General features: G+C 65.3%; 22 protein-coding genes. 12 read left to right on the top strand and 10 right to left on the bottom strand.

Going from position 1 to position 20,908, the window contains the following annotated elements; translation table 11 throughout:
* Window positions 1-4: 4 nt before the first annotated feature.
* On the bottom strand, window positions 5-736 hold the full coding sequence (locus tag ACOQOU_RS10530) for a sulfate transporter family protein (protein ID WP_306026269.1): 732 nt from the start codon (window positions 734-736) through the stop codon (window positions 5-7).
* A gap of 105 nt (window positions 737-841) precedes the next feature.
* Here ACOQOU_RS10530 and ACOQOU_RS10525 point away from each other — a divergent pair, with 105 nt between their 5' ends.
* Window positions 842-1,843, top strand: coding sequence for an adenosine kinase (locus ACOQOU_RS10525; protein WP_306026268.1), 1,002 nt, complete (start codon window positions 842-844; stop codon window positions 1,841-1,843).
* 28 nt (window positions 1,844-1,871) lie between these two features.
* Here the strand turns inward: ACOQOU_RS10525 and grpE are convergent, their stop codons facing one another.
* Both grpE and hrcA read right to left on the bottom strand, forming a co-directional pair.
* Window positions 1,872-2,648 (bottom strand): nucleotide exchange factor GrpE, encoded by a 777-nt coding sequence (grpE, locus tag ACOQOU_RS10520; RefSeq protein ID WP_306026267.1) that lies wholly within the window; start codon window positions 2,646-2,648, stop codon window positions 1,872-1,874.
* An 84-nt stretch (window positions 2,649-2,732) separates the two neighbouring features.
* The gene (gene hrcA / locus ACOQOU_RS10515; RefSeq protein WP_306026266.1) at window positions 2,733-3,815 is read right to left on the bottom strand and encodes a heat-inducible transcriptional repressor HrcA; all 1,083 of its coding nucleotides are present in this window, start codon (window positions 3,813-3,815) and stop codon (window positions 2,733-2,735) included.
* Window positions 3,816-3,948: 133 nt separating this feature from the next.
* Between hrcA and rph the strand changes: the two genes are divergently transcribed.
* The 7 genes from rph (at window position 3,949) to ACOQOU_RS10480 (ending at window position 10,481) form a co-directional block, all read left to right on the top strand.
* Entirely contained in the window at window positions 3,949-4,671 is a 723-nt protein-coding gene (gene rph / locus ACOQOU_RS10510) for a ribonuclease PH (protein WP_306026265.1), read from the top strand.
* Between the two features lie 2 nt (window positions 4,672-4,673).
* Window positions 4,674-5,324, top strand: coding sequence for an RdgB/HAM1 family non-canonical purine NTP pyrophosphatase (gene rdgB / locus ACOQOU_RS10505; protein ID WP_306026264.1), 651 nt, complete (start codon window positions 4,674-4,676; stop codon window positions 5,322-5,324).
* Window positions 5,302-6,510, top strand: a complete 1,209-nt coding sequence (gene hemW, locus ACOQOU_RS10500; protein WP_306026263.1) for a radical SAM family heme chaperone HemW — start codon at window positions 5,302-5,304, stop codon at window positions 6,508-6,510. The genes rdgB and hemW overlap by 23 nt, the downstream gene beginning before the upstream one ends.
* A 1-nt stretch (window position 6,511) precedes the next feature.
* Window positions 6,512-7,402, top strand: coding sequence for a 16S rRNA (cytidine(1402)-2'-O)-methyltransferase (rsmI, locus tag ACOQOU_RS10495; RefSeq protein WP_306026262.1), 891 nt, complete (start codon window positions 6,512-6,514; stop codon window positions 7,400-7,402).
* Window positions 7,395-7,766 carry a YraN family protein gene (locus ACOQOU_RS10490; RefSeq protein ID WP_306026261.1) on the top strand — a complete coding sequence of 124 codons (372 nt, stop codon included), beginning with the start codon at window positions 7,395-7,397 and terminating at the stop codon, window positions 7,764-7,766. The genes rsmI and ACOQOU_RS10490 overlap by 8 nt, the downstream gene beginning before the upstream one ends.
* A 60-nt stretch (window positions 7,767-7,826) precedes the next feature.
* Window positions 7,827-8,765, top strand: coding sequence for a glutathione synthase (gene gshB / locus ACOQOU_RS10485; protein ID WP_306026260.1), 939 nt, complete (start codon window positions 7,827-7,829; stop codon window positions 8,763-8,765).
* A 183-nt stretch (window positions 8,766-8,948) separates the two neighbouring features.
* Window positions 8,949-10,481, top strand: a complete 1,533-nt coding sequence (locus tag ACOQOU_RS10480; RefSeq protein ID WP_306026259.1) for a YifB family Mg chelatase-like AAA ATPase — start codon at window positions 8,949-8,951, stop codon at window positions 10,479-10,481.
* 78 nt (window positions 10,482-10,559) lie between these two features.
* On the opposite strand, the gene ACOQOU_RS10475 is transcribed toward ACOQOU_RS10480, so the two are convergent.
* The 3 genes from ACOQOU_RS10475 to ACOQOU_RS10465 form a co-directional block, all read right to left on the bottom strand.
* The gene (locus tag ACOQOU_RS10475; protein ID WP_306026258.1) at window positions 10,560-11,180 is read right to left on the bottom strand and encodes a LysE family translocator; all 621 of its coding nucleotides are present in this window, start codon (window positions 11,178-11,180) and stop codon (window positions 10,560-10,562) included.
* A gap of 98 nt (window positions 11,181-11,278) precedes the next feature.
* Window positions 11,279-11,740 (bottom strand): dUTP diphosphatase, encoded by a 462-nt coding sequence (dut, locus tag ACOQOU_RS10470; RefSeq protein WP_306026257.1) that lies wholly within the window; start codon window positions 11,738-11,740, stop codon window positions 11,279-11,281.
* Between the two features lie 87 nt (window positions 11,741-11,827).
* Window positions 11,828-12,121, bottom strand: a complete 294-nt coding sequence (locus ACOQOU_RS10465) for a DUF6958 family protein (RefSeq protein WP_109767000.1) — start codon at window positions 12,119-12,121, stop codon at window positions 11,828-11,830.
* A 97-nt stretch (window positions 12,122-12,218) separates the two neighbouring features.
* Between ACOQOU_RS10465 and ACOQOU_RS10460 the strand changes: the two genes are divergently transcribed.
* Window positions 12,219-13,814, top strand: coding sequence for a peptide chain release factor 3 (locus ACOQOU_RS10460; protein WP_306026256.1), 1,596 nt, complete (start codon window positions 12,219-12,221; stop codon window positions 13,812-13,814).
* 7 nt (window positions 13,815-13,821) lie between these two features.
* Here the strand turns inward: ACOQOU_RS10460 and ACOQOU_RS10455 are convergent, their stop codons facing one another.
* Entirely contained in the window at window positions 13,822-14,202 is a 381-nt protein-coding gene (locus tag ACOQOU_RS10455) for a MarR family winged helix-turn-helix transcriptional regulator (RefSeq protein WP_245412766.1), read from the bottom strand.
* 65 nt (window positions 14,203-14,267) lie between these two features.
* The gene (locus ACOQOU_RS10450; protein WP_109767002.1) at window positions 14,268-15,437 is read right to left on the bottom strand and encodes an Acg family FMN-binding oxidoreductase; all 1,170 of its coding nucleotides are present in this window, start codon (window positions 15,435-15,437) and stop codon (window positions 14,268-14,270) included.
* Between the two features lie 310 nt (window positions 15,438-15,747).
* Between ACOQOU_RS10450 and ACOQOU_RS10445 the strand changes: the two genes are divergently transcribed.
* From ACOQOU_RS10445 to ACOQOU_RS10435, 3 genes are all read left to right on the top strand, one after another.
* Entirely contained in the window at window positions 15,748-16,407 is a 660-nt protein-coding gene (locus tag ACOQOU_RS10445; protein WP_306026255.1) for a peroxiredoxin, read from the top strand.
* A gap of 259 nt (window positions 16,408-16,666) precedes the next feature.
* Window positions 16,667-17,983: a sulfite oxidase gene (locus ACOQOU_RS10440; protein ID WP_306026254.1), complete on the top strand. Its 1,317-nt coding sequence runs from the start codon at window positions 16,667-16,669 to the stop codon at window positions 17,981-17,983.
* A 52-nt stretch (window positions 17,984-18,035) separates the two neighbouring features.
* Entirely contained in the window at window positions 18,036-18,368 is a 333-nt protein-coding gene (locus tag ACOQOU_RS10435) for an aldehyde dehydrogenase (RefSeq protein ID WP_120222640.1), read from the top strand.
* A 41-nt stretch (window positions 18,369-18,409) separates the two neighbouring features.
* Here ACOQOU_RS10435 and ACOQOU_RS10430 read toward each other — a convergent pair whose 3' ends face one another.
* Together ACOQOU_RS10430 and coaBC are read right to left on the bottom strand one after the other, a co-directional pair.
* Complete coding sequence (locus ACOQOU_RS10430) at window positions 18,410-19,327, bottom strand: pirin family protein (RefSeq protein WP_306026253.1); 918 nt, start codon at window positions 19,325-19,327, stop codon at window positions 18,410-18,412.
* A 113-nt stretch (window positions 19,328-19,440) separates the two neighbouring features.
* A complete protein-coding gene (coaBC, locus tag ACOQOU_RS10425; protein WP_306026252.1) occupies window positions 19,441-20,865 on the bottom strand; it encodes a bifunctional phosphopantothenoylcysteine decarboxylase/phosphopantothenate--cysteine ligase CoaBC in 1,425 nt (474 codons plus the stop codon).
* Window positions 20,866-20,908: the final 43 nt, after the last annotated feature.

Below are 20,908 nucleotides of genomic sequence, written 5' to 3'. Positions count from 1 at the left end.
GGCGCTATGCGGGCGCCATATGCCCCTGGCGCGCCTGCCTGCCGGCAATCGCCTTGTGCAGGTGCACCATCAGCGCGGCGCCGAACAGGGGTGTCATCAGGTTGACGATCGGGATCGCCATGAAACCGGCGATCAGAAGTCCGGCGAGAATGACGGTGCCCGAATGGCGGGAGCGCAGTTCGGCGGCGGTCTTTTCGTCATGAAAGCGCATGGCCGCAAACTGGAAATATTCGCGGCCGAGCAGATAGGCGTTGACCGCCAGAAAGGCGATCAGGTTGACGCCCGGTATCAGCAACAGCAGCAGCGCGGCCAGGTTGCCGGCGACCACAACGCCGAAAAACTTGATGCCGAGCACGATGGAGCGCCCGAGCGGCAGCGGCCTGCCGGTCGGCGCATCGGGATAATCCTGCCGTTCGATGTGTTCGGCGACATCGTCAAGAAAGACGCCGGCGATGACCGCACTCACCGGCCCGACCAGAAAGGCAAGGCCGACCGCCAGCGCCAGACCCGCGGCGACAGCCGCGACGAGCCCGATCGTGCCGGTCCAATCCGGCAGGGCGAAACCGGCGATGAACGCTTCCAGATAGGGCAGCGCGGCCCACTCGACCGCATAGCGGATGGCGAACCAGGCGGCGATCAGGCCCACAACCGTCAGCCCGACCGACTTCCACAGAACCTGCCGCAAGGCCGGATCGAACAGTTCGCCAAGCGCGCGCCGTGCCGATGCAATCACCATGGCGGCTAGATGGGTGCCGGTGATCGGTCATGCAATGACCGGTCGGCACTTCCCATCGCGCCGTTCACGGGCTAAACGCGCCGGGACCGAGACCGAGGGCGCCCAATGAGTCATTATGATGTGCTGTGCATCGGCAATGCGATCGTCGATATCATCGCACGTGCCGAGGACGACTTCCTGCGCGAGAACGGCATCATCCGCGGTGCGATGAACCTGATCGACATGGAGCGCGCCGAGCTCCTTTACGAACGCATGGGTCCGGCCGTCGAGACGTCGGGCGGCAGCGCCGGAAACACCGCAGCCGGTGTCGCCAGCTTCGGCGGAACGGCGGCCTTTTTCGGCAAGGTTGCCGATGACGGGCTCGGCCGCATCTACCGCCACGACATTCGTGCCCAGGGCGTTGCCTTCGACACATCGGAACTGGCCGGTACTCCGCCGACGGCGCGCTCCATGATCTTCGTTACGCCCGACGGAGAGCGGTCGATGAACACCTATCTGGGTGCCTGCGTCGAACTGGGTCCCGAAGACGTCGAAGAGGACAAGGCCGCCGGGTCCAAGGTCACCTATTTCGAAGGCTATCTGTGGGATCCGCCACGCGCCAAGACGGCCATCCGCGACACGGCCAAGATCGCGCACGCGCATGGCAACGAGGTGGCGATGAGCCTTTCGGACCCGTTCTGCGTCGATCGCTATCGCGACGAGTTTCTCGAGCTGATGCGTTCGGGCACGGTCGATATCGTCTTTGCCAACGAGGACGAGGCAAAATCGCTCTACCAGACGGCCGATCTCGAAACGGCGCGTGAAGCGTTGGCCGAAGACTGCAAGATCGCCATCGTCACGCGCTCCGAAAAGGGCTCGATGATCATCAATGGCGGCGGCGCACACACACAGATTGATGCCGACCCGGTCGACAGGCTGGTCGACACGACGGGCGCCGGCGATCTTTATGCGGCCGGTTTCCTGTACGGCTACACGTCCGGGATGGACATGGAGACATGCGGCCGGCTGGGATCGCTGGCCGCCGGAATCGTCATCCAGCAGATCGGTCCGCGCCCGCAGGTTTCCCTCCGCCAGGCGGCGATCGATGCGGGCCTGATCCGGGGTTGATCGTCAGGGGCGCAACGGCTTCTGTCGATCACGCGTCTTTTTCGGCCTCGGCATCGGGCGGGCCGGGTTCGGGCTCGGATGCGGCCTGCTTCGGGCCACCCTTTGCGACGCCCACCATGGCCGGCCGCAGCACGCGCTCGCCAATCGAGTAGCCGGCCTGAACGACCTGAACGACCGTGTTGTTGGGCACTTCGGGGTTGGGCACTTCGAACATTGCCTGATGGAAATTGGGGTCGAAGCGCTCGCCCTCGGGCGCCAACTGTTTGACGCCGTGGCGCTCCATCGTCGACAGCATGGATTTTTCCGTCAGTTCGACGCCTTCGAGCAGGTTCTTGAGCACGTCATCGGCGGCCTCGCGCTGTTCAGCCGTGACGGCTTCGATGGCACGCCGAAGATTGTCGGTCACACCCAGCATGTCGCGGGCGAAGTTGGCGATCGCAAAGCTCTTGGCATCGGCCACTTCGCGCTGGGTGCGGCGGCGCAGGTTTTCCATGTCCGCGGCAAGCCGCAGCAGCCGGTCCTTCATGTCGCTGTTTTCGGCCTGGATCGCCTCGATTTCCTCGGCAATGATCGAACCGGCTGCGGCACTGTCTGTGTCCATATCGCCGAACACCGCGCCCTCGGCCTCATCGGCGCCGTCCTCTTCGCCAAACGCCGCATAGGCATCGGCATCTTCGGCGGCGGCGCGGCGGCGGGCGGCGCGGTCGGCCTTCAGAAGCTCATCGGCGGCCTTGCGGAGGTTTTCGCGGCTGCCGGGATTGATGTCAGCGCCGGAGGTCTCCGGCTTTCGATCATTGTCAGCCATTCGTCATGTCCATTCGGTTGGGAATTCAAAGCTGGGCGCGATATCGAGTGTGCGCAGCGAAAAATCAAGCCCGGCGGCGCTGTGCTATTCGCGTTCGATCATGCGCGAAATCAGCTGCGCGGTGTAGTCGACCATCGGCACGATCTTGGCATAGTTGAGCCGTGTCGGCCCCAATACGCCCAGCGCGCCGATCACCCGGCGGTTGGTGTCGCGATAGGGCGCAACGACCAAGGACGAGCCGGACAGCGAAAACAGGCGGTTCTCCGATCCGATGAAGATGCGCACGCCCGAGCCTTCCTCGGCCATGTCGAGAACGCTGATGATCTCGTCCTTGCGCTCGAGATCGTCGAGCAGCATCTTGGTGCGCTCGATCTCCTCGGCATCGGTGAGGTTTTCCAGCAGATTGGCGCGGCCGCGCACGATCAGCTGGCGGGGATGACCGTCATTGGCGCCGGACCAGACCGCCAGCCCACGTTCCACAAGGCTGGCGCTGAGCGCATCCAGTTCGGCGCGGATTTCGCCGCGCATCGCGTTGATGGCGCGGCGGACGTTGGCCAGTGTCTGCCCTCGCGCGTGATGGTTGAGAAAGTTTGCGGCCTCGGCCAGTTGCGATGCCGTCATGCCGGCAGGCAGGTCGATGATGCGGTTCTCGACCTCGCCCGATTCCCAGACCAGAACGGCCAGAGCCTTGGTTTCTTCGAGGCGCACGAATTCGATATGCTTCATCGCGCCGTCGCGCTTGGCCGCCAGCACGAGCCCCGCGCCGCTCGACACCCGGCTGAGCATCTGGCTGGCCTCGGTCAGCAATTGCTCGGTATGCGGATGGCCTTCGCCGGAGCCCAATTGCTGGTCGATGATCGCTCGTTCCTCGTCGCTGACGGCGCCGGCATCCATGAAGGCATCGACGAAAAAACGCAGACCCTGCTCGGTCGGCAGTCGCCCGGCAGAGACGTGCGGCGCATAGATCAGGCCGAGCGCCTCCAGATCGCTCATCACATTGCGCACCGAGGCCGGCGACAGCGATGTCGGCAACATCTTGGACAGGTTGCGCGAGCCGACCGGCTCGCCCTCGGTGAGATAGCTTTCGACGATGCGCCGGAAGATGTCGCGCGATCTCTCGTCGAGCTTTTCGTCCAGTTCGGTGGCTGTCGGGGTGATATGCTGCATTGGCGCGTGGCAATCCCTGTTGCCCCAGATATATGCCAGCGACGGAATTCGGGAAAGGGGCGACAGCGCACGGTTCCATCGGGCGCGCAAACCGTCTAGACACGGCGCGGATTTCAAACCCGAAGGACATTCCATGAATCGGCCATCCGGGCGCATGCCCGACCAAATGCGCGCCGTCTCGTTCGAGCGCGGCATCTCCAAGCATGCCGAAGGCTCCTGCCTCGTCAAGTTCGGCGACACACACGTTCTGTGCACCGCGAGCCTTGAAGAGCGGGTTCCGCCATGGCTGCGCAATTCCGGCCGCGGCTGGGTGACGGCCGAATATGGCATGCTGCCACGCGCCACCGGCGACCGGATGCGTCGCGAGGCGTCATCGGGCAAGCAGGGCGGCCGGACGCTGGAAATCCAGCGTCTGATCGGCCGGTCGATGCGGGCGATCGTCGATCTCGAAGCGCTTGGCGAACGCCAGATCACCGTCGACTGCGATGTGATCCAGGCCGATGGCGGAACACGCACGGCGGCGATCACCGGTGGCTGGATCGCGCTGCACGATTGCCTGGACTGGATGCATTCGCGCCAGATGGCGTCCAAGACGCGGGTGCTGAAGGACCATGTCGCGGCGGTCTCGTGCGGCATCTATCAGGGCACGCCGGTGACCGATCTGGACTATGTCGAAGACAGCAACGCGGAAACCGACGCCAACTTCGTGATGACCGGCACCGGCGGCATCGTCGAGGTGCAGGGTACCGCCGAAGGCGCGCCGTTCAGCCGTGACGAGTTCAACGCCCTGTTCGGTCTGGCGGAAAACGCCGTGTCCGATCTGGTGACCATGCAGAAACAGGCCATCGGGGGCTGACCATGGCACGGCGGCTCGAACCGGGACGGCTGGTGCTCGCCACGCACAATGACGGCAAGCTGCGCGAGATTCGCGGGCTGATCGGCCCGTTCGGCTTCGATGTGGTTTCAGCGGGCGAACTGGGTCTTGATGAACCCGAGGAAACCGGAACGACGTTCAAGGACAATGCGCGAACCAAGGCGATGGCCGCGATGGAAGCGACCGGCCTGCCGGCGCTGGCTGACGACAGCGGGCTATGCGTCGAGGCGCTCGACGGGGCGCCGGGCGTCTACACCGCCGACTGGGCGGAGACCGGCAATGGCGATCGAGATTTCATGATGGCGATGCGCACGGTCGAGGAAAAGCTTCAGGCGCTGGGTGCGGCCGAACCGGACCAGCGGCGCGCCGCGTTCGTCGCGACGCTGTGTCTGGCCTTTCCCGACGGGCATTGCGATTTCTTCCGGGGCGAGGCGCCGGGCCATCTCATATGGCCGCCGCGCGGCGATCTGGGCTTCGGCTATGATCCGGTGTTCGTGCCCGATGGATACAGCCGCACGTTCGGCGAGTTGACCGCCGAGGAAAAGCATGGCTGGAAACCGGGCGAAGCCGACGCCTTGTCGCATCGCGCCCGCGCGTTCAAACTGTTTGCCCATGACTGTCTGGGCGTCACCTGATCAAACAGCCCCGGCGCCGCTCAATGGCGATGACGGATCGCCGGGCTTCGGCGTCTATCTGCATTGGCCGTTCTGCGCGGCCAAATGCCCCTATTGCGACTTCAATTCGCATGTCCGCCACGCGCCGGTCGACCAGACGGCCTTTGCCGAAGCGTTCCTTCGCGAGATGGCGCATATGCGGGACCTGACCGGTCCGCGCGAGGTGACATCGATCTTCATCGGCGGCGGCACACCATCCCTGATGACGCCGGAAACGGTTGGCACGCTCCTCGATGCGGTTGCCGCGCATTGGAAGGTTCCGGCCAACATCGAAGTGACGATGGAAGCCAATCCGCAATCGGCAGATGCGAACCGATTTGCCGGCTACAGGGCTGCGGGCGTCAACCGGCTGTCGCTCGGCGTTCAGGCCCTGAACGATGCCGATCTCAAATTCCTTGGCCGGCTGCACGATGCCGACGAAGCGCGCGCCGCGATCGAACTGGCGCGGCGGACGTTCCCGCGCCTGTCGTTCGATTTGATCTATGCGCGGCCCGGCCAAACGCTTGAAAACTGGGCATCGGAATTGCGCGAGGCCATCTCGCTCGCGGCCGATCATCTGTCGCTCTACCAGCTGACCATCGAGGACGGAACGCCGTTCAAGGCACTGCACGCGGCCGGGCGCATCGCCATTCCGGACGGTCAACTGGCGAGCAATCTTTACGCGATGACGCAGGACATCACGTCCGATCATGGTTTGCCGGCATATGAAATATCCAATCATGCCGTGCCCGGTGCGCAATCGCGGCACAATCTCACCTATTGGCGATACGGCGATTATGCCGGCATCGGCCCCGGCGCGCACGGACGGTTTTCGACCGTGGGCTATGAAAACAGGCACGTGACCATCACCGAGCGACATCCCGAGACCTGGCTGGAGCGTGTACGCCGGCGCGGTCACGGCATTGCCGAAACCGAAACGCTGGATCGGATGGCCCAGACGGATGAGATGCTGATGATGGGCCTGCGGCTGACGGAGGGCGTCGATCTGGCACGTCACGAAGCGCTCGGCGGGCGCACAATCGATGGACGGGCGCTGCAGGCGATGATCGATCTGGGCATGGTCGAACGCGTCGGCAATGCCCGCATCCGAGCGAGGGCGCGCGGGCGGATTGTGCTTGATTCCGTGATTGCCGAACTGGCGCAATGAGATGAGTGCACCGACCTACACGATCGCCGGCCACGAGATCACGGCGCCGCCGCTGGAGCCGGCGCTCTATCTGGTCGCAACGCCGATCGGCAATTTGCGGGATGTCACGATCCGCGCGCTGGAAACGCTGGCCGCCTGCGATGTATTGGCCTGTGAGGACACGCGGATTACCCGCCGCCTGCTCGACCGCTACGGCATTGCCGCCAAACCGGTCGCCTATCATGAGCACAATGCGGATCAGGCGGGTCCTCGACTGCTCGCCGCGCTGGCCGACGGCCGCTCCGTGGCGCTGGTCTCCGATGCCGGAACGCCTCTGGTCTCCGATCCCGGCTACCGGCTCGGTATCGAGGCAAGACAGGCAGGCCATGCGGTTGTCCCGATCCCCGGTCCATCGGCGGTTCTCGCCGCCCTTTCGGCCTCAGGCCTGCCCACCGACGATTTTCGGTTCGTCGGGTTTTTGCCGGCGAAAGACAAGGCCCGCCGCGACCGGTTGGCCTCGCTTCAGCACGAGCAGTCAACCCTGATCGCCTTTGAATCACCGCGCCGCCTAGTCGGCGCGCTCGAAGCCATGGCGGCAGTGATGGGGGCGGAGCGCACGGTGTGCGTCGCGCGCGAGCTGACAAAACGGTTCGAAACCGTAACGACGGGAACCGTCAACGAATTGTCGAACCGGTTCGGAGACGAAACGATAAAGGGCGAGATCGTTTTGCTGATCGCGCCGGCGAAGACGGAAACCGGCCAAGCCGAGGCGACTGACATCGATGCGCTGCTCGCCGAACTTCTCGCGGACATGCCGGCGGGCAAGGCGGCGCGGGAAGCCGCGCAGATGACGGGCCTGCCCCGCGCCGATCTCTACGCCCGGATCCTTGCGCGGAAAGAGACCGGTGACTGAATCGGGCGGCGCCAAGCGCCGAAAAGCCGAAAGGCGCGGCCACGCCGGTGAAACCCGGGCAGCGTGGCTGATGCGCCTCAAAGGCTTCCGCATCGTGGCGCGCCGCTACAAATGCCGGGCGGGCGAGATCGACCTGATCGTCCGGCGCGGCGATCTGGTGGCGATCGTCGAGGTCAAGGCAAGGCCGTCACTGGCCGAGGCGATGGACGCCGTGACGCCTTACGGGCGCCGGCGCATCATCAGCGCGACCGATCACTGGCTGGCCGGACAGCCGGACCATGGCCGGCTTTCGGTAAGATTCGATCTGGTCGCTGTGCTTCCGGGCCGCTGGCCTGTGCATGTGCCGGCGGTGTTCACGGCCTGAAGCCGATTGATTTTGCCGCGCACGCGCGCCACTTAGGGCCAACCCAATCGAGGAACGATCATGGCGCTTACCATCGCGGTCCAGATGGACCATGTCTCCACCGTCGCGATCGAGGGCGACACCACGTTCGCCCTGTGTCTCGAGGCGCAGGCGCGCGGCCATGACCTGTTCCACTACACGCCCGACCGGCTGGCCCTGCGCGACGGAACGGTCAGCGCCTTGCTTGAGCCGCTGACCGTGCGCGACGTCAAGGGCGATCATTTCACCCTGGGTCCGGCCCAACGCACGGACCTGTCCCGGATGGATGTCGTGCTTCTGCGGCAGGACCCACCGTTCGACATGAACTACATCACGACGACGCATATTCTCGAACGCATCCATCCGAAAACGCTGGTCGTCAACGACCCGGCCTGGGTGCGCAATTCGCCCGAAAAGATCTTCGTCATGGAGTTTGCCGACTTCATGCCCGAAACGCTGATCACCAAGGATGTCGATGCGATATCCGATTTCCGGCGCGAGTTCGGCGACATCATCGTCAAACCGCTTTATGGCAATGGCGGTGCCGGCGTCTTCCATCTGCGCGATGGCGACCGCAACCTGACCTCGCTGATGGAGATGTTCGGCCAGCTGACCAACGAGCCGATCATCGCCCAGCGCTATCTGGCCGATGTCCGCGCCGGCGACAAGCGTATCATCCTGATCGACGGAGAGCCGGTGGGCGCCATCAACCGCGTGCCGCATGAAAGCGACACGCGCTCGAACATGCATGTGGGCGGCAAGGCGCTGGCGACCGAGATGACCGAGCGCGAGCGCGAGATCTGCGCGGCGATCGGGCCGGCGCTGCGGGAGCGTGGCTTCATCCTGGTCGGCATCGACGTGATCGGCGGTCTCATGACCGAGATCAACGTGACCTCGCCGACGGGCGTGCGCGAAGTCGCCAAGTTCGGAGGCGCCGACATTGCGGCGCTTTTCTGGGATGCGGTCGAAAAGCGGCGCTGACCGGCGCCCGTTTGTTCCGCCATACAATCGGCCACAACCTGAATACAGCCTTGACGCGTATATGTTCCCAAAATGTTCTTGCCTTGTTTCACAACCTGTGCTTGATTGATTGACGGGTGCGGGTTGTGCGCGGCGGATGGTCCGGTGCACGCGCCACGCCCTTCGCGCACAGGGGGCAAGGACATGGTCGCACGTGTGACGACAGTCGCCTTCCAGGGCATCGAGGCGGTGCCGGTCGATGTTCAGGTGATGGTGGCGCCGGGCAAGATGATGATGCAGATCGTCGGCCTGCCGGACAAGGCCGTCGCCGAAAGCCGCGAGCGGGTCCAGTCGGCCTTGCATGCATCGGGTTTGTCGATGCCGCCCAAGCGTGTGACCGTCAATCTGGCGCCGGCCGACCTGCCCAAGGAGGGCAGCCATTTCGATCTGCCGATCGCGCTGGGACTGATGGCGGCACTGGGCGCCATTCCCTCCGACGCGCTGGCCGGCTTTGCCGTGCTGGGGGAATTGTCGCTCGACGGCACCATCGCGCCGGTCGCCGGCGTCCTGCCGGCGGCAATTGCGGCCAATGCCTCGGGAAAAGGCCTGATCTGTCCGGCGGCCTGCGGCGCCGAAGCGGCATGGGCGGATGCGACCATGCCGATCCTCGCGCCGGTCAGCCTGATCGGGCTTGCCAATCATTTTCGCGGCACGCAGGTGCTGTCGCGGCCACGGGCGGCGATGCGCGAGGCGGCATCCAACCTGCCCGACATGGCCGACATCAAGGGACAGGAAACGGCGCGGCGTGCGCTGGAAGTCGCCGCGGCGGGCGGTCACAACCTCCTGATGGTCGGCCCGCCCGGTTCGGGCAAATCCATGCTGGCGCAGCGCTTGCCGTCGATCCTGCCGCCGCTGTCGGCACGCGAACTGCTCGATGTCTCGATGATCGCCTCCATCGCCGGCGAACTTGCGGGCGGCGAATTGACCGACCGGCGCCCGTTCCGCGCGCCGCATCATTCGGCCTCGATGGCCGCCATGGTCGGCGGCGGGCTCAGGGCGCGGCCCGGCGAAGTGTCGATGGCCCATAATGGCGTTCTGTTTCTCGATGAGTTCCCCGAATTCGCGCCGCAGGTGCTGGACAGTCTGCGCCAGCCCCTGGAAACCGGCAATTGCATGATCGCCCGCGCCAATCACCGTGTGTCCTATCCCGCCCGCATCCAGCTCGTCGCGGCGATGAACCCGTGCCGGTGCGGCATGGCCGGCACGCCCGGGCATGCCTGTTCACGCGGCCCGCGCTGCCAGACCGACTACCAGGCGCGGATTTCGGGGCCGCTGATGGACCGGATCGACGTCCGCGTCGAGGTGCCGGCGGTGATGCCGGGCGACCTGATCCGGCGCAAGCCGGGAGAGACGAGCGCGGCGGTGGCTGCGCGGGTTGCAGGGGCGCGCGCACTGCAGGCAGACCGATACACCGGTCTCGGCATGGCGGAGGTCGGCGTCAATGCGCACTGCCCGACGGCGATGATCGAGGAGGTGGCGAAGGCCGATGGCGGCGCGCTTCAACTGCTTGCGGACGCTGCCGACAAGATGCGCTTTTCGGCACGCGGCTATCACCGCATCCTGAAGCTGGCGCGGACACTGGCCGATCTCGACGGGCACGACGCGGTCGGCCGGATCCACATTGCCGAGGCCATCTCCTACCGCATCATGGGCGATGCGATGGCCGCCGCGGCGTGAAGGAAACCGGGCCGAACCGGCCCATTTGCGGCCGGCACCGGCGCAAGACCGCCGATCCGGCCGGATGGCGCCAGCCGGTCAGCCCGCGCGGGCGGCGATGGCGACCGCCGCCCCGCCCAGACATGTGGCCGCAAACCGGTTGAGCGCCTTGAGCGCCCGCGGCGTCCTCAGGAAGATGCGTGCCCGGCCCGCCAGCCCCGCATAGGGCACCATGACGGCGAGCAGAACGAGAAATGTCACGGCGATCAGGATGGTGAAGTCCGCCATGGTCACCGCCGTCATGTCGATCAGGGTTGGCAGAAGCGCCAGATAGAAGACCATCGTCTTGGGATTGCCGAGCGTGACCAGCAGGCCGGCGACGAAGCCGGCCACCGCACCGCCGCCATCGGCCTTCGCATCGATCGTTTCGGCGGTGACCCCGGCCCGCCAGAACCCGATGGCCATCCAGACGAGATAGGCGGCACCGGCATATTTGATGACGACGAACAGCGTGCCGAAGGTCGATGCGACATAGGCGAGGCCAAGGATCGCCGCGGCCAGATAGACAACGTCACCCAGCACCAGCCCGAACAGCATGGGCAGTGTCGGGCGGAGGCCGGCGCCGAGCGCCCGCGCGACGATGGCGATCACGCCGGGCCCCGGAATGGCGGCGGCGATGGCAAGCGCGATCGCATAGGTCAGAAAATCGGGCAGGGTCATCGGCGCGGTTCCGCTTCGGGATCACCGGCAAGCCCTATCACCGAGCCGATGGTCTGTCTGTGGCAATCCTGTCACCGGTACAAGATATCCAGCGCCGGTCAATGGGTGCCGGTGGATCCGAAGCCACCGGCGCCACGCCCGGTCGCGTCCGGCGGCTCGGTCGTCTCGGCGGGCGCCGCCCGGACCGCCGGCGCGATGACGATCTGCGCGATGCGCATGCCGCGCGTGATCTCGAAGACGTCGTGGCCGAGATTGATCAGCAGCACATGCACCTCGCCTCGATAGTCGCTGTCGATCGTGCCCGGCGTGTTCAGGCAGGTGACGCCGTGACGGACGGCGAGGCCCGAACGGGGGCGGATCTGCCCCTCGAATCCATCGGGAACCACCATGACGAAACCGGTGGGCACCGCAGCCCGTTCACCGGGCGCCAGAACGAACGGCACATCGTCCGGCACGGCGGCGCGGATGTCCATGCCGGCCGCGCCCTCGGTGGCATAGGCGGGAAGATCGAGCCCGTCTGCGTGAGAAAGACGGATGAAGGTCACGACGGTCGCATTCATCACCGCCTGATGCGCCGTCGCGCGCCTGCCGTCAACGGCTGGCCGTCCGATTGCGGACATCCATTGCCGCGCGGCCGCGATGAACAATCAGCCTGTGCGCCAAAAGCGCAAAGGCGAGGCCTTGCTCCGCGCCAGTTCGCCCCGTGCCTCCAGGTCCAGCTGGACTGTCTTGGCCCACCAGCCTGCCGTCTTGCCCTGCGGAAACAGCGTTGCGGGCAGGTGCGGCAATGCCGCCTCCTTGATCTCCCGGCCGGTCAAACCCGGCGGGCCGTCGGGCAGAGTGGCCAGCATGGCGGTCTTCATGGCCGCGTACTTGGCCGCGTCGACCCGTTCCACGCGGCCCGGAACATTGACGTTCCGCACTTCGATCTTGTCGGACATGGCGTGCTCCCTCGGCCCCGATCGCCGGTCATACTGGCACGATTGACACCGCCTGCGCACCCTGCCAGACACCGCGCGACCCAGGAACAGGCCCACCATGCCGCAATCGCTCCAAGACGAGGTCGCCCGCCGGCGGACCTTCGCCATCATCTCGCACCCCGATGCGGGCAAGACGACGCTGACCGAGAAGCTGCTTCTGTTCGGCGGCGCCATCCAGCTCGCCGGCGAGGTCAAGGCCAAGAAGAACCGGACCCAGTCGCGGTCCGACTGGATGAAGATCGAGCGCGAACGCGGCATTTCGGTGGTCACTTCGGTGATGACGTTCGAATATGGCGGCAACGTCTTCAACCTGCTCGATACGCCCGGGCATGAGGACTTTGCCGACGACACCTATCGCACGCTGACGGCGGTCGACAGCGCGATCATGGTGATCGACGCGGCCAAGGGCATCGAGCCGCGCACGCTGAAACTTTTCGAAGTGTGCCGGCTGCGCAACATTCCGATAATCACCTTCGTCAACAAGATGGACCGGGAAAGCCGCGATCCGTTCGAGATCCTCGACGAGGTCGAAGAAAAGCTGGCGCTGGACACGGCGCCCGTCACCTGGCCGATCGGCCGGGCGAAGACCTTTTCGGGTACGTATCACCTGGCACGGAATGCGGTGCGGCAAGGCGATGCCGAAACCGAGCGCACAGCGGTCAACGGGCCCGAGGCGGACAGCGCGGCTGGCCTTCTGCCGGAAAACGAACGCGATGGGTTCATCGAGGAAGTCAATCTGGCGCGGGAAGCCTGCCGGCCATTCGATCGCGACGCCTATCTGGAAGGCCATCTGACACCGGTCTTTTTCGGCTCGGCGCTGCGCAATCATGGCGTGCGCGACCTGATCGACGCGTTGGCCGAGTTCGCGCCGCGCCCCCGCGCGCAGGAGGCAGACCTGCGCAAGGTGGAGGCGACCGAGACCGGCATGACCGCCTTCGTCTTCAAGATCCAGGCCAACATGGATCCCAACCATCGCGACCGGATCGCGTTCGCCCGCGTTTGCTCGGGGACCCTTGAGCGGGGCATGAAGGCAAAGCTCGTGCGCACCGGAAAGGCGGTGACGCTGTCGGCGCCGCAATTCTTCTTCGCCCACCAGCGCCAGACCGCAGACAGCGCCTTTGCCGGCGATGTCGTCGGCATTCCCAACCATGGCACGCTGCGCATCGGCGACACGCTGACCGATGGCGAAGCGCTGGTCTTTCGCGGCGTGCCGAACTTCGCGCCCGAGATCCTGCGCCGCGTGCGGCTGATGGATGCGATGAAGGGCAAGAAACTGACCGAGGCGCTGGCGCAGATGGCCGAAGAAGGCGTCGTCCAGCTCTTCATTCCCGAAGACGGTTCGCCATCTATTGTCGGTGTCGTCGGCGCGCTGCAGCTCGACGTGCTCAAGGCACGGCTCGAGGCGGAATACGCGCTGCCGGTTGACTTCGAAAGCGCACGGTTCTCCGTCTGCCGGTGGATTTCGTCCGATGACCGCGCGGCGCTCGACGGTTTCATCGCCAAGCAGCGTGCGGCGATCGCCCGCGATCTGGATGGCGATCCGGTGTTCCTCGCCGAGAACGGTTTTTCGCTGAACTATGAGGCCGAGCGCGCGCCGGCGATCAGCTTCGAAGCGGTCAAGGATTACCAGGTGACCGCGAAGAAGGCGGCCTGAGGCATGGTCAGCGGTTCTCGTCGAGCCGCTTGCGAATGGCGCGCAGATGCGGCAGCGCCTTGGCCAGATGATCGAGCATCGCGTCGTCGAACACATCGCCCACCATGGCTTCGACCGCGCCGATGGCCGCGTTGCGGAAGGCCCTGCCCTCATCGGTGAGGTAGACCAGCTTGGAGCGCGCGTCGCGCTCATTGGCTGCCAGCCGGATCAGGCCGCGCTTTTCGAGGAGCGCCAGCGTGTGGCTCATGGTCGCCCGGGTGACCTGAAAGGCCGACGCCAGTTGCGCCGGCGTCTTCGCGTCGCCGAGACGCACCATGTGGTTGAGCACACCAAAATGCGACGGATGCATGCCGTCCGGCAGGACCTTCTGGAACCGCGCGGTGCCCAACTGGCCGATAATGCCGACCTCGTTGAAGAATTCGAACGGCGAGCCTTTGCCGGGCGGCGTCTCTGTCAGCTTTGCGGCCCTTCCACAAGTCGGGATTCCAACGGCCAGCGCGGGGTCGGGCCGGCGGCGGGACCATAGCCGATGCGCGCGAGCATTTGAACCGTGCCGCCATCGGTCGCCAGCCGTTCGTGAACCTCGGTGTAGAGCGGTTCCATCTCGGCAAATTCCTGCAGCGACTGGCTCAGCGGATGGAACGAAATTCCCTGGGCCGTGGCGGCAAGGTTGATGCGCACCCAATCGCGCCCGGCACCGATCTGGCTCGAACGGCTGTTGTCGCCGGTCACGCTCCAGACAAATCCCATCGATGTCGCGACCGGGCCAAGCACCGAGGCCAAGCCCTGTTCGTAGGCGAACGAGCCGGTGTCGAGCGCGGTCTGTCGCGTGAAAAGACCGAGCGCGTTCAACACTTCGAGCGGCGCGCCGGGCAGTTCGATGCCGTCGGGGTTGGCGTTGATCTCACGCTTGCCGATGCGGAACAGATCGACCGACTCCTTGTAGGTGCGCGGCGTCTCGAATTCGATGCGCAAGGCATTGGCCGTGAGTTCGCGCCATTGCGCGATTTCGTCCGGCGCGAGGGTCCCGCCGACACGCGTGCCGTGGCGCGCAACGCGGATCATCGCGTCGAGTCCGGCCTGGGGAACCGGTCGGTCCGTGTCGTGGCTGCCCTTCGCAGAACGGCGCGCCAGCACATGGGCGAACAGCGGGTCGCGTTCGACAGCAGCGTCCTGCGCAAACCGGGCGACGGCGACCGGCGCACCGGTCAGGCCGTCAGGCGACGTGCCCGCCGGAAAAAGGTCGAGATCGACCCGGTGGCCGTCCTGGGCGGCAGCCATGACCATCAGTTCGAGGAAGCAGCCCATGCCGATGGTCAACTGCCGGTCATACGGGTCGGTGTGCGGCAGTTGCCGGGCATTGTCGAACCCTATCCGGACCGTGTCATCACCTTCAAGCGCGACCGTCCATGGCTGCCGATTGTGCGGATTGGGCGCGAGGATGGCGTAGGACAGGGCGCGCATGCGCGGGTCGGCATAGGCGGGAGCGCCGGCGCGCTCCCAGGGTTCAAGCGCGCGGGCCGGTGTGCGCGTCGCCGCAAAGACGCCGGCCGATGCGCCTGCGGCGACGACGACGCCACCACCGGCCAGCATCAGAAATTTTCTGCGATCGAGTGAGGACATGGCTTGCTCCTTTAATTAGATATCTAATCATTATAGTTTGATATCTAATTAGTCAAGCCGACCCAGAGGCGCTTTTTTCCGGGCCGCAGCGGGCAGGCTGCAGGTGCCGAGGGATGTGCCTTGCGGAACGGATTTCCCCGTCGCGGCCATCATCGGAACCGTGTTGGCTCGCAACGATGGCGCGGCGCGGCTAGATTGCTCTCAAGGTCGAAAGTCCAGCGGCGGGATGCCGCGCCCCCTTTCGAACGCGCTCTCCGATGCCTATTGAAAGGGCAGACCATCCGCACGACCACATGAAAAGGAACACGCCATGGGACTGCGCATCAACGACACCATCCCCGACCTGACCGTCGAAACCGACCAGGGCTCGTTCAGCCTTCACGAGTGGATCGGCGACAGCTGGGCCATCCTGTTCTCACATCCGAAGGACTTCACGCCGGTCTGCACCACCGAGTTCGGCGCGGTCGCGCAGCTTGCCGACGAATGGGACAAGCGCGGCACCAAGGTGATCGGCGTCTCCGTCGACAGTGCCGAAGACCATGTCAAATGGAAGGGTGACATCGAACAGGTCGCGGGCACCAAGGCCGGGTTCCCGATCATCGCCGATGACGGGCTGGCCGTGTCCAAGGCCTTCGACATGCTGCCGGCGGAAGCCTATCTGCCCGACGGTCGCACCCCGGCCGACAGCGCCACCGTACGCTCGGTCTTCATCATCGGCCCGGACAAGCAGCTCAAATTGTCGATGACCTATCCGATGAATGTCGGCCGCAACTTCGCCGAAGTGCTGCGCGCGCTGGACGGGCTTCAGACGGCCGCCAAGCACAATGTCGCGACTCCGGCCAACTGGAACGTCGGCGACGACGTCATCATTCCGACGGCCGTCAATGACGACGATGCCAAGAAGAAGTTCGGCGAATTCGAAACGGTTCTGCCCTATCTGCGCAAGACCAAGGCGCCGAAATCGGCCTAGCCGTCGAACCCCGGCCTTTCCGCTTGCCGGAACCTGTATGTTTTGGCAAGCTGAACGGGTCGGGGTCATCGTTCCCAAAGCGCCACGGCAGCGCGAGACCGGCCCCTTCCACACGCGGCGCCTTGATATGGCGAGACGTTGAAGACCGCCGTATCGTGCTGCGCGGAGGCTGGCTGAAACAGCCATGATTCCCGACCGCGACGTTCCGCTCACGCTGCGATGAGCGTTGCGGCTGCCAAGCTGCGCGGAGGAGGAACATATGGCACATGATCTCAAGGACCAGGGCGAACGGGCCGACGGCCTGTTTTCGCGTTTCGAAGAAGACCCCGAAGCGGCCGATTGGGCGTTGTTCGGCCGCCGGACCAACACCGACCGGCGCGGGTTCCTGCGCGGTGCGGGGCTGGCGACCATGGGGGCGATGCTCGGCGCAAGCATCCCGTTCCACCGCAACATGCCGGCCGGGTTCATTCCGGTAGCCTTTGCACAAGATGATGTGCTGGTCGGCAAGGATGGGCTCACGCTGCTCAACGACCGCCCGATCAACGCCGAAACGCCGGCGCATCTTCTCGACGATCCGATCACACCAACCGAACGGCACTTCATTCGCAACAACGGCATTCCGCCGCACGAACTGGGCGAGGTGGATGCCGACGGCTGGACGCTGACCATCGACGGTTTCGTCGACAACACCATGACGATGACCATCGCGGACATGCAGGAGCGTTTCGAGGTGCATACGATGGCGCTTGCCATCGAATGCGGCGGAAACGGGCGCGCCGCCTTCGATCCGCCGGCAAGCGGCAACCAATGGACGGTCGGCGCGATCGGCTGCTCGGAATGGACCGGCGTCAGGCTCAGGGATGTCCTCGAGGCGGCAGGTGTTCAGCCCCAGGTTGTCTATACCGCACATGTGGGCGCCGACGCCCACCTGTCCGGTGACCCGGAGAAACTGCCCATCTCGCGGGGCCTGCCGATCGAAAAGGCGATGTCCGACAATGTCCTGATCGCATGGGCGCAGAACGGCGCACCGATCCATCCCAACAACGGGGCTCCGTTGCGGCTTGTTGTTCCGGGCTGGCCGGGCTCTTGCTCGCAGAAGTGGCTCACCAGCATCACCTTGCGCGATGTCGTCCATGACGGACCGAAAATGACGGGAACGTCCTATCGCGTGCCGAACCGGCCGGTCGCTCCGGGTGAGGATGTCGCGGAGGAAGACTTCGTGATCATCGAGCGGATGCCTGTCAAGTCACTGATCACGGCGCCGCCGACGGGCACGTCTGCGGGGCGGTCGGTCGAGGTGCGCGGGCATGCCTGGTCCGGAGACCGCCGGGTCACGGCAGTGGACGTGTCGATCGACTTCGGTGCCACATGGCAGCGCGCCGAACTCGATGAGCCGGTCAATGACGGCGCCTGGCAGAACTGGCGGACGAACGTCCGGTTTCCGCAGGCCGGCTACTACGAGGTCTGGGCGCGGGCGACGGACGATGCCGGCGCGCAACAGCCCTTCGAGATCGCCTGGAACCCGAAGGGGTATCTCAACAACACCATGCACCGCGTCGCGCTGACCGTATCCTGAAAGAAGGGTGGCCGGCGTTGGCCGGCCACCCCCGCGCCTTTCCGATGGAGCAATGATGAACCTTTCGATGATGCTGCGTCCGGCGATCGCCGGAGCGTTCATGATGACGGCTGCGGCGGCGCAGGCCGGCGAAAACGGCGAGAGTCCGTTTGGCGCGCTGGTGCCCGGTGAAGGCGCCGAGGAAACCTATGTCCACTGCGCCGCCTGCCACTCCGAGATGCTGGTCGCGCAGCAGGGCCTGACGCGCGAGCGCTGGGCGGATCTGATCGAATGGATGGTCGACGAGCAGGGCATGAACCCGATCGAAGAGCCCGACTACACGCTGGTCCTCGACTATCTGGCCGAGCACTACAACACCGACCGGCCCAACTTTCCGCGCAACTGAGGGGACCGGCCCGCTCGGATCGGCGGGCCGGCACAATGCGCCTACATCCGCGCCTGTTCGCGGATGAAGTTGCCCGAGCGCAGGTCGGCGAAGGCCTGGGCCAGTTCTTCCTGCGTGTTCATGACGATCGGGCCGTGCCATGCAACCGGCTCCTGGATCGGCTTGCCGGTGACCAACAGGAAACGGATGCCTTTCTCGCCGGACTGCACGACCACTTCATCGCCGGTGTCGAAGACGACCAGCGTCCGGTCTCCGGACAGGTCACGCAGATGAATCTCCTCGCCATTGACCTCTTTTTCCACGAGCACGCCGAAGGGTTTGGAGGCGTCGCGGAACGTGCCGGAGCCCTCGAAGATATAGGCGAAGGCCGAGCGGTAGGTGTCGATCGGCAGGGCCTTGCGCGTCAGAGGGGGCACCCAGACGTCGAGATATTGCGGGTCCGCGGCGATACCGTCGACCGGGCCCTTCTTGCCCCAGAATTCGCCGGTGATGACGCGGACGCGCGTGCCGTCGTCGTCGATCACTTCGGGAATGTCGGCGCCGGAGATATCCTGGTAGCGCGGCGTCGTCATCTTCTCGCCGGAAGGCAGGTTCGCCCAGAGCTGGAAACCGTGCATGCGGCCGGACGTATCGCCCTTGGGCATTTCCTGATGCAGGATACCGGAGCCGGCGGTCATCCACTGGACCGAGCCCGGGCCGAGCGTGCCGGCATTGCCGAGGCTGTCTGCATGATCGACGGAGCCGGCCAGTACATAGGTGATCGTCTCGATGCCGCGATGCGGGTGCCACGGGAAACCTGCCGCATACTTTTCGGGCGAATCGTTGCGGAAATCATCCATCATCAGGAACGGGTCCGTCATGGACGGATCGCCGAAGCCGAAGACGCGATGCAGATGGACCCCGGCGCCTTCCATGGTGGGCGTGGTGCCGGAGACGTGCTTGACGGGTCGAATGGACATGGCGGTCAACTCCTTTGTTGACGTCAAGATAGGGTGGATTGCCGCCACGGCACATGGGTGAACGATGGAACAGACTGTTCAACGAACGCCACCATAACCGCCGGCCGCCATCGTCAGACCGTGACGGTTTCGAGCCGTTCGGCCACCAAGGCGGCGATCCGGGCCGCCACCTCGGTCTTGTCCATCTCGGGCCAGCGTTCGGCGACGCCCTTGGAGACCAGCGTGATGCGGTTGCGGTCGCCGCCCATCACCCCTCCCTCTCCGCCAATCCCGCTGTCATGCGAGACATCGTTGGCGACAATGTAGTCCGCGCCCTTCCTGGCGAGCTTGGCCTCGGCATTGGCGACCAGATCGCGGGTTTCGGCGGCAAACCCGATGACGAGACGCGGGCGCGCGGTATCGTGCGTGCCGACCGATGCGAGAATGTCGGGGTTTTCCGTCAGCGCGACGGCTTCGATGCCGCCATCGCGCTTCTTGATCTTGTCGCCTGACTCGGTGGCGGGCCTGTAATCGGCGACCGCGGCGGCGAAGATGGCTGCGTCGGCCGGCAAAAGCTGATGCACCGCATCGTGCATGTCGCGGGCGCTTTCGACCCGCACCATCTCGACACCGACAGGGTCGGCAATGGTGACCGGCCCGGAGACCAGCCGCACCGTCGCACCCAGTTCGGCCAGCGCGGCGGCGATGGCATGGCCCTGTTTGCCGGATGAGCGGTTGGCGATGTAGCGCACCGGGTCGATCGGCTCATGCGTCGGACCGGACGTGACGATCACGGTCTTGCCGGCAAGCGGCCTGGGCCGGTTGTCGAGCAAGGCTTCGACGGCGGCAGCGATTTCCAGCGGTTCGGCCATGCGGCCATAACCCGCCTCGCCGCTCTCGGCCATCTCGCCGGCATTGGGCCCGACAAAACCGATGCCGTCGCCGGCCAGGGTCTCGCGGTTGCGGCGTGTTGCGGGGTGGTCCCACATGGCCGGGTTCATGGCCGGCGCGATGAGGACCGGCGCCTTTGCGGCCATCAGCACCGTCGAGGCCAGATCGTTCGCCAGCCCGTGCGCCATCTTGGCCATCAGATCGGCGGTCGCCGGCGCGACGACGATCAGATCGGCCTGGCGCGCCAGCCGGATATGGCCAACATCGTGCTCATCCTGCCGGTCGAACAGATCGGTAAAGACGGTATCGGCGGTGAGCGCGCCCACAGACAGCGGCGTGATGAATTCTTCGGCCGCCTTGGTCATCACGCAGCGGACGTGAGCGCCACGCTCGCGCAGCCGGCGAATGAGATCGAGGCATTTGTACGCCGCAATGCCACCACCGATGATGAGCAGGATGCGCTTGTCGACGAGGATGCCGGAGCCGACTTGCGCGGTCGCAATCGCGGCCGTTTCCGTTACAGACGGCGCGCCAGCAGGGCTTGGCTTGGCCAGCGCCCCGAAGATGATTCGGGCTTCTTCCTCCATCGACCGGTTGTTGGCAGCGGCCCGAAGCCGCAGGGCTTCCTTGGTGGCCGGATCGAGATTGCGGATCGTGATCGATGCCATGACGAATCCCTGTGATTGCAACGCAATCACATTGCACACAATA

Origin of the sequence: Oceaniradius stylonematis (genome assembly GCF_965223445.1) — a bacterium.
Classification (GTDB): Bacteria; Pseudomonadota; Alphaproteobacteria; order Rhizobiales; family Rhizobiaceae; genus Roseitalea; species Roseitalea stylonematis.
This window is presented reverse-complemented; position numbering and strand designations above follow the sequence as displayed.

What these genes read in the sequence shown, in the direction of transcription:
- gshB (WP_306026260.1), top strand. Translation starts at nt 7,827, where the DNA reads ATGGCGCTTACCATCGCGGTCCAGATGGACCATGTCTCCACCGTCGCG.
- ACOQOU_RS10480 (WP_306026259.1), top strand. Translation starts at nt 8,949, where the DNA reads ATGGTCGCACGTGTGACGACAGTCGCCTTCCAGGGCATCGAGGCGGTG.
- ACOQOU_RS10525 (WP_306026268.1), top strand. Translation starts at nt 842, where the DNA reads ATGAGTCATTATGATGTGCTGTGCATCGGCAATGCGATCGTCGATATC.
- ACOQOU_RS10460 (WP_306026256.1), top strand. Translation starts at nt 12,219, where the DNA reads ATGCCGCAATCGCTCCAAGACGAGGTCGCCCGCCGGCGGACCTTCGCC.
- coaBC (WP_306026252.1), bottom strand. Translation starts at nt 20,865, where the DNA reads ATGGCATCGATCACGATCCGCAATCTCGATCCGGCCACCAAGGAAGCC.
- ACOQOU_RS10465 (WP_109767000.1), bottom strand. Translation starts at nt 12,121, where the DNA reads ATGTCCGACAAGATCGAAGTGCGGAACGTCAATGTTCCGGGCCGCGTG.
- rdgB (WP_306026264.1), top strand. Translation starts at nt 4,674, where the DNA reads ATGGCACGGCGGCTCGAACCGGGACGGCTGGTGCTCGCCACGCACAAT.
- ACOQOU_RS10530 (WP_306026269.1), bottom strand. Translation starts at nt 736, where the DNA reads ATGGTGATTGCATCGGCACGGCGCGCGCTTGGCGAACTGTTCGATCCG.
- ACOQOU_RS10450 (WP_109767002.1), bottom strand. Translation starts at nt 15,437, where the DNA reads ATGTCCTCACTCGATCGCAGAAAATTTCTGATGCTGGCCGGTGGTGGC.
- dut (WP_306026257.1), bottom strand. Translation starts at nt 11,740, where the DNA reads ATGAATGCGACCGTCGTGACCTTCATCCGTCTTTCTCACGCAGACGGG.
- ACOQOU_RS10435 (WP_120222640.1), top strand. Translation starts at nt 18,036, where the DNA reads ATGATGAACCTTTCGATGATGCTGCGTCCGGCGATCGCCGGAGCGTTC.
- rph (WP_306026265.1), top strand. Translation starts at nt 3,949, where the DNA reads ATGAATCGGCCATCCGGGCGCATGCCCGACCAAATGCGCGCCGTCTCG.
- ACOQOU_RS10475 (WP_306026258.1), bottom strand. Translation starts at nt 11,180, where the DNA reads ATGACCCTGCCCGATTTTCTGACCTATGCGATCGCGCTTGCCATCGCC.
- grpE (WP_306026267.1), bottom strand. Translation starts at nt 2,648, where the DNA reads ATGGCTGACAATGATCGAAAGCCGGAGACCTCCGGCGCTGACATCAAT.
- hemW (WP_306026263.1), top strand. Translation starts at nt 5,302, where the DNA reads ATGACTGTCTGGGCGTCACCTGATCAAACAGCCCCGGCGCCGCTCAAT.
- ACOQOU_RS10430 (WP_306026253.1), bottom strand. Translation starts at nt 19,327, where the DNA reads ATGTCCATTCGACCCGTCAAGCACGTCTCCGGCACCACGCCCACCATG.
- ACOQOU_RS10445 (WP_306026255.1), top strand. Translation starts at nt 15,748, where the DNA reads ATGGGACTGCGCATCAACGACACCATCCCCGACCTGACCGTCGAAACC.
- rsmI (WP_306026262.1), top strand. Translation starts at nt 6,512, where the DNA reads ATGAGTGCACCGACCTACACGATCGCCGGCCACGAGATCACGGCGCCG.
- ACOQOU_RS10440 (WP_306026254.1), top strand. Translation starts at nt 16,667, where the DNA reads ATGGCACATGATCTCAAGGACCAGGGCGAACGGGCCGACGGCCTGTTT.
- hrcA (WP_306026266.1), bottom strand. Translation starts at nt 3,815, where the DNA reads ATGCAGCATATCACCCCGACAGCCACCGAACTGGACGAAAAGCTCGAC.